This is a genomic window from Peterkaempfera podocarpi (assembly GCF_042466665.1).
Taxonomy (GTDB): Bacteria; Actinomycetota; Actinomycetes; order Streptomycetales; family Streptomycetaceae; genus Peterkaempfera; species Peterkaempfera podocarpi.
This window is the reverse complement of the sequence record NZ_CP162102.1, coordinates 7,585,359-7,599,090: the sequence shown is the minus strand read 5'-3', so window position 1 is coordinate 7,599,090 and position 13,732 is coordinate 7,585,359. Positions and strand designations below refer to the sequence as shown.

Below are 13,732 nucleotides of genomic sequence, written 5' to 3'. Positions count from 1 at the left end.
GGTCTGACCGCGCAGGCGTGCCCGCCGGAAAGCCCGCCCCGGCCACGCACCGTGCAGGGTTCGGCCGGAGGCTGGGGACTGACGAACCAGGGCACACCGGTGGAGTGCGTCACCGGACGGTCTGACGTCCCATCACCGGGCAGACCAGGACGCCGGGCCGGAGACTGAGTCTCCGGCCCGGCGCTCATGTGATCAGAAGCGGCACCGGTTGCGTCAGAAGGCGCCGATGCCGTTCGGGGTACCCAGACCGGTGGGGCCGTCCCAGCCGACTCGGGCGTTGCACCACTGCGAGGTCGGGCAGCTGCCGTTGCTGCCGGAGGTGACGTCCCACAGCGAGGAGGAGTGGGTGTACGGGTAGTTGTTGTCGATGGAGGCGGTGTTGCCGGCCAGGCCGTACACCGAGGCGATGACGGGGGAGGCGACACTGGTGCCGCCGAAGACCAGCCAGCCCGACAGACCCTGGTAGGCGGTGCTGTCGTAGACGGCGACGCCGGTGGACGGGTTGGCAACCGCGGAGACATCGGCCTCGGCGCGCTTGCTGCACCCGGTGCTGAAGGACGCCGCGGAGGTGAGGGCGGTGTTGTAGGAGGAGCAGCCGCTGCCCGCGCCGCTCCAGGCGGTCTCGGTCCAGCCGCGGGAGTTGGATGCGGTGTTGAGCGTGGTACCACCCACGGCGGTCACATAGTGGGAGGACGCCGGGTAGCTCGCACCGTAGCCGCTGTCACCCGAGCTGGCGGTGACGGCTATACCCGGGTGGTTGTAGTACGACCCGTAGGTGGAGTCCGCGGCGTCGGATCCGCCGTAGCTGTTGCTGATCGCCACCACTCCGGCTGTCGCGGCCGCGCGGTTCACCGCGGCACCCAGGTTGGCGAAGGAGCTGGACTTGGCCTCCACCAGCAGGATGTGGCAGTTGGGGCAGATCGCCGACACCATGTCGATGTCGAGCGAGATCTCCTGGGCCCACCCGCCGTCCTTCTTCGGGTAAGTGGTGCCGCCGGTCTGGTCGATCTTCTTGAAGCAGCCGTTGGCGGTCGTGCAGGCGGGGAGGCCGAACTGGCTGCGGTAGACCGCCAGGTCGGCTTCGGCGGTGGGGTCGTCGTAGGCGTCGACGATGGCGACGGTGCGGCCCGCGCCGGCGGTGGCGGAGGGCAGGTTGTAGGCCGACTGGAGGCTGGCGGGGCCGTAGCCGGACGGGGTGGCGTTGGGCGAGGCGGCCTTCTGCACGGCCACGACATCCGTGCGGACCAGGGCCTTGCAGGCGGCGAACCCGGGCTTGACGGTGGCGCAGGAGTGCGCGGTGGCCTGGTGGACCACTGCGGCCTGGGAGGATCCGACGGCCGGACCCAGCAGCGCGAGCGGGATCGCCGCCAGTGCTGCGGTGGCCATGCCGAGAAGCCTTGAGCGCAAACGCATATGACGCTCCCTGAGGGGTGAGATCGCGATTGCGCCAGAGTGCCGGATGGCGCGTTCACGGCAAAAGCCATGGGTTGTTAAAGAATTGCGACCTTCTGTGAACAGCTGGAAACGGCCCGCCAGAAACCCGAGAATTTCACGCCATATGATCCGATGGCCAAGTTGTGATACACATTCACCGATTGACCTGCTCTGGCCGGGCCCTCATGTGCGCATATTGTGGCGAGTTACTGCGGATTGATCCGACAGTTCGCACAACCGCCCTTTGCTGCGCATACGCCGCTTCGCTGCCCGTAATGCTGGGGAGCCGTCGCGTCCGCCGCCCCCTACACAGGACGCCGCGCGGGGCGAGGTGGTTCGCCGGAGTCCTCGATTCCGGCCCGCGGGCCGACCGAGGCGACGGGCCGGGCGCCGCCCCCTGCGGTGACCAGGTGCATCCCGCCGACCGAGTCGGCGGCTCAGGAGCCGGCCGGAGCGTTGGCCCTCGCGGCACCGGGGGCCCTCGGCGATGTACGCGGCGAGACCCGGCCCGAGGGGTACCGGCCGGGCACCGCCACTCGGAGCAGCCGGCAGACCGTCAGGAGAGCTGGGCCGGCAGCCGGGCCCGGGAACGCGGTCCAGGCGGTGCGGCGGCGGCCGGAGTCCCTTCCGGCCGCCGCACGCCACTCGTATCCGCTCATTTCACGGCAGTGCCCATTCCAGGTGTGCCGCCCTCTCCTGTTTTTCGGTCTCCTGCTCGCCGCGGTCCGGGACACCGCCCGTGTGCCTGATGGTGTCGACGGCGATTTCTGCGCCGCCCGAACACTGCCGCGCTTATCACCGAGGGGATCGGCCGCCCGGCAGGACCGAATTCGCATAACCGGGCATCGGCCCCGGCAGCCGCAGCCGTCGCCTGCGGCTTTCACCATGGTTTGTGCCGTGACCGCGACGCTCATATCCACGGTGCAGGCCTCTCCCGCCGGGTGAGTTGTCGCGGTCCTCGCCGGTTCGGGCGGCCCGAAGCACGTCGTGGTCGGAGGCGCCGACGGTGCATCCGGAGCCGTCCCGCCCGTCGTCTGCGCACCGGCTCGACAGTCCCGGGGCCGGCCGCCGGGGCGCAACGGCCCCGGGAGTGGCGGGGGTCAGCGTGCCTTGGGGAAGGCGGCACGCAGTCGGGGTCCGTTGACGACAAAGGCGGCCGCGGCCAATGCTGCGGCGCAGATGGCCTGCATCACGATGAACCAGGCCGGGAGGAGCCCGGGGATCGTGTCGATCCCGATGATCACGAAGGGCATGACGATCGAGATGATGCGCACCCGCACATAGGCCCATCGCGCTCCCCGGGCGGCGAGGCCGGTCAGCCAGTAGCTCGCCGCCGCGCTCACCAGCACTCCGGCTGACCGGCCCCACATGAACGAGGTCACCTCCTGGCCGGCGATCGCCCGGATGACGACCGTGACGAGGACCGCGGTGCTGAGCGCGCCATAGGCGGCGACCAGCATCCTGGTCCTGTCGAAGGCCCGTCGGACGGGCACAGGGGTGCGGTGGGTGGACTCGATGACGGTGCGGTCGGCGGTCTTCATGGCGTTGGGCCCTTCGTGTCGTCGGTGTGCTTCCGACGCTACGAAGGCCGCGAACGGCGCGGTATGCAGCTGGACGTACGGCACGGTGGGGCTGGACCCACTTCCCGGCCGACCCTGCGGGGACCAGGCTTTCCACGGCGCACAGTGGAACCGTCAGGTGGAACCGGCGGGATCCGGCTGCGTGGCGGCACAGGGGTGCCGCGGCCGGAATGGTGAAGCGGGAGGGCATGGTCATGCGACGGCTGATGTCGTGGTCGGCGAGTGCCGGAGTGGGGTTGGTGCGGGCGTGCACGGTGACGGTGGTCAGCATGCTGGTCCCGGCCGTGTGGGCGGTCGCCGTGGTGTGGGGGTTCTGGTGGTCGGCCAACCCGTGGTCGTTCCTGCCGGTGTCCCTGTGGGCCTGTGTGGGCACCCTCGCGCTGACGCGCCCCGTCTGCACGATGGTCCGCCGCCTGGTCGCACGGTGGACGGCCACCGACATCCCCGGCGGCTACCGGCAGGCCCCTCCGGTGGTGCGGATGTCCACCGGCTACTGGTGGAACGGCTTCTCCTACGAACGCACCCGTCGGGACGCCCTCATGGACCAACGGTGGCGGACCCGGTGGACCGATCCGGCCAACTGGCGTGACCTGCGTTTCACGGCGATCGCCCCGTTCACCGCGGGCGTGGTCGCCGCCGTCCCGCCGGCCGGGATCACTGTCGCGGTCCTCGGGTTCGCCCGCTCCTCGATCGCCCTGCACGCCCTCGGGGTGCTCGGACTGGTCGTGGCCGCCGGCAGTGCGCCGTACGCCTGGCGGCCCATCGAGCCGGTGGCCGCCCGCTTTCTGGGCACCTCGCCCACGGCGGCGCTGGCGGAGCGGGTCGAGGAACTGACGGCCCAGCGCGCGGATGCCACGATCGCCCAGGCCGCCGAGATCCGCCGGATCGAACGGGACCTGCACGACGGGGCGCAGGCCCGCCTGGTCCTGCTCGGACTCTCGCTGGCGACCGCGGAGAAGCTGATGGAGACCGATCCCGACCGGGCCAGGGAGCTGATGCGGGAGGCGAGGGCCGGCGCCGCCACCTCGCTGACCGAACTCCGTGAACTGGTCAGGGGCATCAACCCGCCCGTGCTGACCGAACGCGGACTCGTCGACGCCGTACGCGCTCTCGCCCTGGACAGCCCGCTCGAGGTCGAGGTGAGCGCCGAACTCCGGCTCCGTCTGGACCCGCCGATCGAGTCCGCGATGTACTTCGGGATCGCCGAACTGCTGACCAACGCCTCCAAGCACGCCCGCGCGACCCGGGCGCGGATCTCCGTCACCGTGGACGACACCGCCCTTGTCGTCGGCGTCGAGGACGACGGCCGCGGCGAAGCCACCGTGCGTGCCGACGGCGGGCTCGCGGGGCTGCGCCGGCGGCTCGCGGTCTTCGACGGCACCCTGGAGATCACCAGTCCGGCAGGCGGCCCGACCCGCGCGACGATGATGGTGCCATGCGAATCGTTGTAGCCGAAGACCTCTACCTCCTGCGCGAGGGGTTGGTCCGCCTCATCGAGGCATATGGACACCAGGTGGTGGCGCAGGCGGCCACCGGCCCCGAGACGCTCGACGCTCTGCTGAGCGTGCGGCCGGATGTCGCCGTCGTCGACGTCCGGATGCCGCCGACCCAGTCGGACGAGGGACTGCGGGCTGCTCTTGCCGCCCGTCGCGAAGTGCCCGGACTGCCGGTCCTGGTCCTCTCCCAGCACGTCGAGCAGCTCTACGCCCGCGAGCTGCTGGCCGACGGCACCGGTGCCGTCGGCTATTTCCTCAAGGAGAGCGTGTTCGACTCCGACCAGTTCATCGACGCCCTGGAACGGGTCGCCAAGGGCGGGACGGCCATGGACCCTGCCGTGGTCGCCGCGTTGCTGTCCACCGGGCCCTCGAACCGCCACCTGGAGCAGCTGACGGAGCGTGAGCACTCCGTGCTCGGCCTGATGGCCGAAGGGCTGTCCAACCAGGCCATCGGCCGGCGGCTGTTCCTCAGCCCCAGCGCCATCAGCAAGTACACGACGTCCCTGTTCGGCAAGCTCGGTATCACCGATGACGACGACAACAACCGTCGCGTCCTCGCCGTTCTCGCCTACCTCAACAAGCCATGACCTGAACCGCCCTCCCGTGTCCGCTCCACCGCCGGCAGGACTGCCGGGGCCGGGCGGCGGTCCCGGGTCGGCATCCCGACCCGGCACCCCGTGGCCATGGCGCAGGTGCCAGACGCAAGGCCGCCGATCGGCACGGTCGACCAGCACCGCCGACGAGCACCGTCAGGCGTGGGAGCTGTGCCTGAGACCCCCGCACCGTCGCATGCGGTCCCGCGCTCCCCCACGCTTCGTGCACCGTGGGCATGCGCCCCTTCAAATACCTCTCAATAAGAGCTAATCTGAAGATGTGGCTGCCACCGACCCCATAGCCGAGCTCGCCGGGCTGCTGGCCGGCATCCAGCGCCTGGTACGCCGCCGCCTCCGCCACGGGCTGACCGGAACCCGGCTGCGGGGTGCCCAGGTCGAGCTGCTGCGTCTGGTCCAGGACAGCCCGGGGCTGCGGGTCTCGGCCGCTGCACGGGAGCTGCGGCTCGCCGGCAACTCCGTCTCCACGCTGGTGAACCAGCTGGTGGCGGCGGGGCTGCTGGTACGAGAGACCGACCCGGCGGACCGCCGGGCCGCACTGCTGCACACCACCCCTGCGGCCGACGCCCGGCTGCGCGCCTGGGAGGACCGGCGTGCCGCCCTGGTCGGCGAGCAGCTGGCCCGGCTGTCCGACGAGGACCGGGCCGCACTGACCGCAGCGTTGCCGGCACTGCGCCGGATCGCCGAAGGACTCCACGAGGAGGCGGAGGCCCCATGACCGCACCGTCCGACCCGGCCGCGGAGGCGGTCGGCTGCACCGGCCTGATCTACTCCTTCGGCGACACCCGCGCCGTCGACGGCCTCGACCTGTCCGTGCGGGCAGGTGAGGTCTTCGGACTGCTCGGCCCCAACGGCGCCGGGAAGACCACCGCGATCCGCGCCATCACCACCCTGCTCCCGGTCCCGGCCGGGATGGTCCGGGTCTTCGGGCAGGATGTCGCCCGCGACCGGATGGCGGTGCGGCGGCTGCTCGGTTATGTGCCGCAGCAGCTCTCCGCCGACTCCGGGCTGACCGGCCGGGAGAACGTCGCACTCTTCGCCCGGGTCTTCGACGTCCCGCGCGCCGAGCGCGCCGAGCGGGTGGCGCAGGCGCTGGAGGCGGTGGACCTGGCCGACGCCGCCGACCGGATGGCGTCCACCTACTCCGGCGGCATGGTGCGGCGGCTGGAACTGGCCCAGGCACTGGTGAGCGCCCCCAGACTGCTGATCCTGGACGAGCCCACCATCGGCCTGGACCCGATAGCCCGTACCGGCGTCTGGGACCGGATCACCGAGATCCGTACGGCCACCGGGATGACCGTGCTGGTCACCACGCACTACATGGACGAGGCCGACCAGTACTGCGACCGGGTCGCCCTGATGCACCAGGGCCGCATCCGGGCGCTGGGCACACCGGAGGAGCTGAAGGCGCAACTGCCCGCCGACGGCGGCACGGGAGCGCCGCCGACCCTGGAGGACGTCTTCCGGCACTTCGCCGGCAGCCGGCTCGACAAGCCCGCAGGAGAGGACTTCCGCGATGTCCGACGCACCCGCCGCACCGCCTCCCGTGTCGGCTGAGCCCCGTCCGGCGGCCGAGCCACGCCTGCTGTTCACCGCCCCACCCGCGCGGCCGGGGTGGCGGCAGGCGCCCGCCCGGGTGGGTGCGATGTGCGTGGTGGAGCTCCAGAAGCTGCGCCACGACCGCACCGAGCTGTACACCCGCGCGGTGCAGCCGGCACTGTGGCTGCTGATCTTCGGTGAGACCTTCACCCGGATCCGGGCGATCCCCACCGGGGGCATCCCGTATCTGGACTACCTGGCACCGGGGATCATCGCCCAGTCCGCGATGTTCATCGCCATCTTCTACGGCATCATGATCATCTGGGAGCGGGATTCCGGCGTCCTCACCAAACTGCTGGTCACCCCGACGCCTCGGGCCGCCCTGGTGACCGGCAAGGCGTTCGCCGCAGGGGTGAAGTCGGTGATCCAGGCGGTGGTGGTGATCGTCATCGCCGCGCTGCTGGGCGTCGGGATGACCTGGAACCCGCTGCGGCTGCTGGGTGTCGCCGCGGTGGTGGTGCTGGGCTCCGCGTTCTTCTCCTGCCTCTCCATGACCATCGCCGGTGTGGTGCTCACCCGCGACCGCCTGATGGGTATCGGACAGGCCATCACCATGCCGCTGTTCTTCGGCTCGAACGCGCTGTACCCGGTGGCGGTGATGCCCGGCTGGCTCCAGGCCATCAGCAAGGTCAATCCGCTGAGCTACCAGGTGGACGCCCTGCGCGGCCTGCTGCTGGGCATCCACGCCCATCTGGCTGCGGACTTCGGGGTCCTGGCCCTGGCAGCCGCGCTCGGCATCGTCTCGGCCTCCGCCCTGCTGGGGCGCCTGGCCCGCTGATCGACGCCTTCGGCAGCCGGGGCACTGGGCGTGCACCGGGTGCCCCGGCCGACCGGGCGCAGCAGCAGCCGCATCCACCGGGTCCGACCGGGACTCACCGGAGCGGGCCTCGCGTCCGGCAATGACCGCACTCGGCCGACTGCCGGGTGCGGTCATTGCATGGAAATCCCCGTACGGCACCGGACATCTCAACCGGCCGGCCGATGTCTGCCATGGGTCCGGGCGCGGCGGGCAATGACGGGGCCAAACCACCGGATCAGGTGCCGCGCATATCTCTTGCGTGGACGCGGACCCGCCGAACCCATCACCGCCGATTCCCACCCGCCCCATGGAAAATCGCATCGGCGCATCCTCCTAAAATCGTGACAATCCGAGCGGAGGGACGTGGCGGGCCGCCGGTGCCCGGCCGCTTCGAGCGGGGACCGGGCACGCCCGGCTGCCAGGTGGACCGGAACCCGACATCCACCCGGCGGCACTGTCACCGCAGGTCAGCCGGGTAGCGATGGGCCGGAACGACAGGACTCCCAGGCGGGGCGGGCGCCTGCCGAAGCGGCGCGCATCCGGAGCCCACCCGCGCGCCGCCGCGGGTTTCGCGCCCCCCGGCCACGGAAGCGCCCCCCGCTTGCTCTGTTTCCCGAGCGACGCCCGGAATAGTTGTCCCGCCCGAGGTGCATATATCCACCAGCGATCGCTCCGTATGCGTAGTGAGAAGGCATGGCGTCGAATGAGTACAGACCCGGCGTAACTTTGCAACCGATTTTCCAGTAATTCACCGCCCATCCGCCGCCGCCCTTCTCAGCCCCCTTTTACGCGTTCGCATCCATTCGTGTACCAGTTCTGAACCGGGAGGGAATGTGCCTGTCCCCGAAAGTGCCGACGGATCCGCCGAGCCCGTGCCCGACATCGGGCCCGCGGCATCAGACGGGCAGCCCACCAGCATCGGCACCCGGGCGGCGCGTCAGCTCGCCACCACTACCAAGTCCGAACCGCAGATGCAGGGCATCACCTCGCGGTGGCTGCTCAAGATGCTGCCCTGGGTGGACGTCAAGGGCGGCACCTACCGGGTCAACCGGCGGCTCCAGCTGCGGGTCGGACGGGGGAAGGTCCAGTTCGAGCAGAACGGCGCCGACGACATCAGGGTCATCCCCGAGACACTGACCGAACTGCCTGCGCTGCGCGGGTACTCCGACACCGGGGTGCTGAGGGAGCTCTCCTCACGGTTCCAGGTGCGGGCCATGCGCCCCGGGGAGGTGCTTCTCGAGGCGGGGCAGCCCGTCACGGAGGCATATCTGGTCGTCCACGGCCGCTTCACCCGCTTCACCGCAGGCAAGTACGGCGAGGAGGCGGTCCTCGGCACGGTCACCGACGGCGACCAGCTGGGGGACGAGGCCATCGGCCGGGCCGACCCCCGGTGGCCCAGCTCGGTGCGGGCCGACACCGCCGGGGTGGTGCTGACACTCCCCTGGGGCACCCTCCAGGACCTCGTCGGACGCACACCGTCCCTCGCCGCCCATCTGAGCACCTATGCGGAACAGCAGAAACGGCCGATGAACCGCAAGGGCGAGGCCGACTTCCCCGTGCAGGCCGGGCATACGGGCGAGCCGACCATCGACGGCGGGTTCGTCGACTACGACCTCACCCCGCGCGAGTACGAACTCTCCCTCACCCAGACCGTCCTGCGTGTCCACACCCGGGTCGCCGACCTCTACAACGACCCGATGGACCAGACCGAGCAGCAGCTCCGCCTGACCATCGAGGGGATCCGCGAGCGCCAGGAGTGGGAGCTGGTCAACAACCGCGAGTTCGGGCTGTTGCACAACGCGGACCACGGGCAGCGGATCAGCAGCCTGACCGGCCCGCCGACCCCGGACGACCTCGACGAACTGCTGTCCATGCGGCGCAAGACCCGGCTCTTCCTCGCCCATCCCAAGGCCGTCGCGGCCTTCTTCCGGCAGTGCAACAAACGCGGCCTGGTACCGGGCAGCGCGGATGTCGACGGGCACCAGGTCCCCGCCTGGCGAGGCGTCCCGATCTTCCCCTGCGGCAAGATCCCGGTCAGTGCGCGGCACACCAGCAGCATCATCGCGCTGCGCACGGGCGAGGCCGACCAGGGGGTCGTCGGTCTCCACCAGACGGGCATCCCGGAGGAGTACCAACCGGGCCTGAACGTACGGTTCATGGGCATCGACGAGAACGCGATCACCAAGTACCTGGTCACCGCCTACTACTCGATGGCCGTGCTGGTGCCCGACGCCGTCGGGGTACTGGAGAACGTGCAGCTCGGACGGACCGCCGAGTGAACGCGCCGACCGAGTCCGCCACCCCCGGTCCGCCGGACGCCGCCGCGGCCGGGCCGGCCTCGTCGGCACCGTCGGCCGACGCCCCGTCCGCCTCCCCCTTCCGCCTGCCGGGTCCGCCGAGTCCCTCCCGTGCACTGCGGCCGCCGCGGCGCGGTGGGCCCATTCCCGGGCTGCGGTACCGGCCGGCGGTACCCGCCGACCCCGAGAAGGTCAGCGAGGTCGACCGCAGGCTGGAGGAGTGGGCCCGCCGGTTCGACCTGTTCCCCCGGCCTGGCTGGAGGACTTCGCCGGGTTCCAGGTCGGCAGGGCCGTCGTGCTCCAGCACCCGGGCGCGGTCGACCTGGAGCGCCTCACCGTGGCCGGTGAACTGCTGCTGGCCGAGAACCTCGTCGACGACTGCTACTGCGAGAGCGAGGGCAAGGGCGGTTCACCGCGCGGACTGGGCGGTCGGCTGATCATGGCCCAGTCGGCGATCGACCCCTACCACGGCACCCCCGAACTGGAGGAGCAGTGGCAGCTCGGCATGCAGGCGGACGGCCCGCTGCGCTCGTACCACCGGGCCGTCAAGGACTACGCCGCCTTCGCCACGTCCAGCCAGTCGATCCGCTTTGTGCACGACATCGCCCGGCTCCACCTCGGCTACCTCGCCGAGGCCGCCTGGACCGAGACCAGGTATGTGCCCAGGGTGTGGGAGTACCTGGTGATGCGGCAGTTCAACAATTTCCGTCCCTGCCTGTCGATCGTCGACGCCGTGGACGGCTACGAACTGCCCGAGGCCGTCTACGCGCAGCCGGAGATCCAGCGGATCACCGCACTCGCCTGCAACGCCACCACCATCGTCAACGACCTGTACTCCTTCACCAAGGAGCTGGCCCACGACCCCACCCACCTGAATCTGCCTCAGGTCATCGCGGCGAACGAGCGGTGCGGGCTCAAGGCCGCCTACCTGAGGGCGGTCGAGGTCCACAACCGGATCATGCAGGCCTTCGAGGAGGAGTCCGCGGCCCTGTCGGCCGCCTCCCCGCTCGTCGGGCGGTACGCCACCGGCCTCGCGGCCTGGGTCTCGGGCAACCACGAGTGGCACGCCACCAACACCCACCGATACCACCTGCCCGACTACTGGTAGTCCCCGCGTATCCGACCAGTTCCACCAGCACAACCACGAGGAGCAACCGTTGACGACCGCCGACACCACCACAGCACCGGTGCCGACCCAGTCCACGTACCAGACCCGCGTCGCGGACTACTGGAACGCCGAGGAGAACCCGGTCAACGTCGAACTCGGGAAGATCGACGACCTCTACCACCACCACTACGGCGTGGGAGAGGTCGACTGGTCCGTCCTCGACGAGCCGGACGCAGCCCGGCGCCGCACGCGGACCACCGCCGAACTCCACCGGCTGGAACAGGCCCAGGCCGAACTCCTCGCCGGCCATCTCGGGCCGCTCGCTCCCACCGACCGCGTCTTCGACGCCGGCTGCGGACGCGGCGGCGGCAGCGTGGTGGCCCATCTGCGGTACGGCTGCCACGCGGACGGCGTCACGATCTCGCGCAAGCAGGCCGACTTCGCCAATGAGCAGGCCCGCAAGCGCAGCATCGGCGACAAGGTGCGCTACCACCACCGCAACATGCTCGACACCGGTTTCCGCACCGGCGCCTACGCTGCCTCGTGGAACAACGAGTCCACCATGTACGTCGAACTGGACCTGCTCTTCGCCGAACACGCGCGGCTGCTGCGCCGCGGCGGGCGCTATGTGACGGTCACCGGCTGCTACAACGACACCTACGGGCGTGCCTCGCGCGAGGTGTCCCTCATCAACTCCCACTACATCTGCGACATCCACCCCCGGTCGGCGTACTTCAGGGCGATGGCCGCCAACCGGCTGGTGCCCGTCCATGTGGAGGACCTGACCGACGCCACCATCCCGTACTGGGAACTGCGCAAGCAGGCCGAGCACCTGGTCACCGGCATCGAGGACACGTTTCTGACCGCCTACCGCAACGGCAGCTTCCAGTATCTGCTGATCGTGGCCGACCGGGTCTGAAAGACCCCTTGCGGGGACACCTGCCCGGTCGCCCGCACACCGTTCGACGGAATGGTGGAGACGCGAGAGGTGGATGCATCCAGGCCGCTCCCGGGGACGGGCCGTCCCCGGTCCACGGGAGCGGCAGGGACACCTCACCGTGCGACCCGCATCGACGTCCCCGGTCGCAGCGCCGCCCGCGCTGCGACCGGGGGCGCGGCCATCGGCGGGGCGGTCCACCGGTGACCTGGAACGCCGATGGCCCGGACCACCGGCGGCCCGGCCGGCCGGCAGCCGTCAGTCCAACCGTCCGTCCGGGCCGCGACCGCGGGGTGCTTCCGCAGGCCTCAACCCTGACTCTGACGACCGAGGTTGAGCAGCACCTCGCCGAGCTGCCCGGTACTGAGCGCGGGTGCGGGCAGGCGGGATGCGGTGGGGCCTGCGCGCACTCCGTCGAGCAGCAGCTCCAACGGCCGGCGCCGGCCGTCACGCCCGTCGGCCGCCGGCCGACCGGCGGTCGCGGCACGGTCAGCCCGGCGGACCCGGAAACTCACCGGCAGCCCGGGAGGAGCGGGGCGGGGCCGCAGTGACCCCGGCCCCGCCCCGCTCCCGATCCGCCGTCGTACGCTCAGCCGGTCACCCCGTCAGCCGCCGAGCCACTCGGGCACGCAGGCACTCGGGCACTCGGGCACTCAGCCAGTGGACGCCGTGGCGCTGCCGCCGAGGTTGCTCCTGACGGTGATCTCCAGCGGGTTGTCCAGCCACTGGTGCTGGGCCTGGTACTTGCCGCCGCCGACGCTGGTCAGGCCGAACATGAACGAATCCGACGCGGTGAGATAGACCCCCAGGATCGCATTCGGATTGCTGCTGGTCGCCTCGATCCGCAGGATCCCGCGGTCCCACTGGGCACGGGTGATGCGCACCTGGTCGCTGGTCGGCGGTGCGGTGGCCGGGGTGATGGTCAGCGTCCCCGAGGCGCTGACCCCGTCCACGGTCGCGGTGACCGTCACCGAGGTCGCCGCGCTGACCGGTGCGGTGGTCACCGGGAACGCCACGGTGTTCCGTCCGGCCACCGGCACCACACTCGCCGGGACGCCCAGCAGCGCCGGGTTGCTGCTCGACAAGGCCACCAGCGAGGTGTTCCCGTCGGCCTTGCCCGAGAGCACCACGGTCCCGGTGGCCGGGCTGCCGCCGCCGACGGCGGCGGGGCTGAAGGTCACCGCGGTCGCCCCCGGGCCGCCCAGCGGCGAAGGGTTGACATTGAGGCACGGCGTGCGGGTCACGCCACCCGCGGTGGCGTTGACGCAGGCGAACTCCCCCGGCCCGGAGAACGCGAACGTCGTGACCGTGAACGACGCTGTCGTCGCCCCCGCCGGAACCGTCACCGAGCCCGGCACCGTCAGCACCGACGAGTCCGTGCTCGACAGGGCGACCGGGGTGTCCACGTCCACCGGCGCAGCCAGGGCCACCGTGCCCTGGGCCGCTGTCCCTCCCACCACCAGCCCGGGAGAGATCTCCGCATCCGCGAGCGTCCCCCCACCACCCGCCCATGCCGACGGCGCCCCCGCCAGAACCACCGCGGCTGCCACCGCGGCGACGGCGGCAGCCACCCGCCGCCGCACACCACCCGCACTCCCACCGAACCCGAGAGGACCAGGCATCGAGTCCCTCCCCCTGTTCTCGCCGCGTCCCCGCGGCGTCCACCGGCCACCCCTGCGGTGAGCCGCCGTCCATGGATACGGACGCGGCGGGCGCGGCACTCAATCCGGTCGGCCCCGGGCAGGGCGGTGCCACCGACGCAGCCATGGCGCCGGTGGCACCGCCCCTGCCCGGACCGATGCTGCACCGCCCGGACCGATGCTGCACCGGCCGACCGATGCCGTACCGGCCGGACCGATGGAGGCGGGATC

10 protein-coding genes and 1 pseudogene are annotated in these 13,732 nt (G+C 71.1%); 8 read left to right on the top strand and 3 right to left on the bottom strand.

Going from position 1 to position 13,732, the window contains the following annotated elements; translation table 11 throughout:
• Window positions 1-213: 213 nt before the first annotated feature.
• Both AB0761_RS33255 and AB0761_RS33250 read right to left on the bottom strand, forming a co-directional pair.
• Window positions 214-1,386: a peptidase S8 gene (locus AB0761_RS33255; RefSeq protein ID WP_377272960.1), complete on the bottom strand. Its 1,173-nt coding sequence runs from the start codon at window positions 1,384-1,386 to the stop codon at window positions 214-216.
• A gap of 1,148 nt (window positions 1,387-2,534) precedes the next feature.
• Window positions 2,535-2,975 (bottom strand): hypothetical protein, encoded by a 441-nt coding sequence (locus AB0761_RS33250; protein ID WP_377272959.1) that lies wholly within the window; start codon window positions 2,973-2,975, stop codon window positions 2,535-2,537.
• A gap of 233 nt (window positions 2,976-3,208) precedes the next feature.
• On the opposite strand from AB0761_RS33250, the gene AB0761_RS33245 reads away from it, so the two are divergent.
• From AB0761_RS33245 to AB0761_RS33210, 8 genes and pseudogenes are all read left to right on the top strand, one after another.
• On the top strand, window positions 3,209-4,465 hold the full coding sequence (locus tag AB0761_RS33245; protein WP_377274462.1) for a sensor histidine kinase: 1,257 nt from the start codon (window positions 3,209-3,211) through the stop codon (window positions 4,463-4,465).
• Window positions 4,450-5,097 carry a response regulator gene (locus AB0761_RS33240; protein ID WP_377272958.1) on the top strand — a complete coding sequence of 216 codons (648 nt, stop codon included), beginning with the start codon at window positions 4,450-4,452 and terminating at the stop codon, window positions 5,095-5,097. Before AB0761_RS33245 ends, AB0761_RS33240 begins: the two co-directional genes overlap by 16 nt.
• A 286-nt stretch (window positions 5,098-5,383) precedes the next feature.
• Window positions 5,384-5,839, top strand: a complete 456-nt coding sequence (locus AB0761_RS33235; protein ID WP_377272957.1) for a MarR family winged helix-turn-helix transcriptional regulator — start codon at window positions 5,384-5,386, stop codon at window positions 5,837-5,839.
• Window positions 5,836-6,678 carry an ABC transporter ATP-binding protein gene (locus tag AB0761_RS33230; protein WP_377272956.1) on the top strand — a complete coding sequence of 281 codons (843 nt, stop codon included), beginning with the start codon at window positions 5,836-5,838 and terminating at the stop codon, window positions 6,676-6,678. Before AB0761_RS33235 ends, AB0761_RS33230 begins: the two co-directional genes overlap by 4 nt.
• Window positions 6,638-7,498 (top strand): ABC transporter permease, encoded by an 861-nt coding sequence (locus AB0761_RS33225; protein WP_377272955.1) that lies wholly within the window; start codon window positions 6,638-6,640, stop codon window positions 7,496-7,498. Before AB0761_RS33230 ends, AB0761_RS33225 begins: the two co-directional genes overlap by 41 nt.
• A gap of 854 nt (window positions 7,499-8,352) precedes the next feature.
• Complete coding sequence (locus AB0761_RS33220; protein ID WP_377272954.1) at window positions 8,353-9,798, top strand: family 2B encapsulin nanocompartment shell protein; 1,446 nt, start codon at window positions 8,353-8,355, stop codon at window positions 9,796-9,798.
• Window positions 9,799-9,902: 104 nt separating this feature from the next.
• Window positions 9,903-10,924: pseudogene (locus AB0761_RS33215) on the top strand (family 2 encapsulin nanocompartment cargo protein terpene cyclase).
• 49 nt (window positions 10,925-10,973) lie between these two features.
• The gene (locus AB0761_RS33210) at window positions 10,974-11,843 is read left to right on the top strand and encodes a geranyl diphosphate 2-C-methyltransferase (RefSeq protein ID WP_377272953.1); all 870 of its coding nucleotides are present in this window, start codon (window positions 10,974-10,976) and stop codon (window positions 11,841-11,843) included.
• A 671-nt stretch (window positions 11,844-12,514) separates the two neighbouring features.
• Here AB0761_RS33210 and AB0761_RS33205 read toward each other — a convergent pair.
• Window positions 12,515-13,483 (bottom strand): hypothetical protein, encoded by a 969-nt coding sequence (locus tag AB0761_RS33205; RefSeq protein ID WP_377272952.1) that lies wholly within the window; start codon window positions 13,481-13,483, stop codon window positions 12,515-12,517.
• Between the last annotated feature and the right edge of the window lie 249 nt (window positions 13,484-13,732).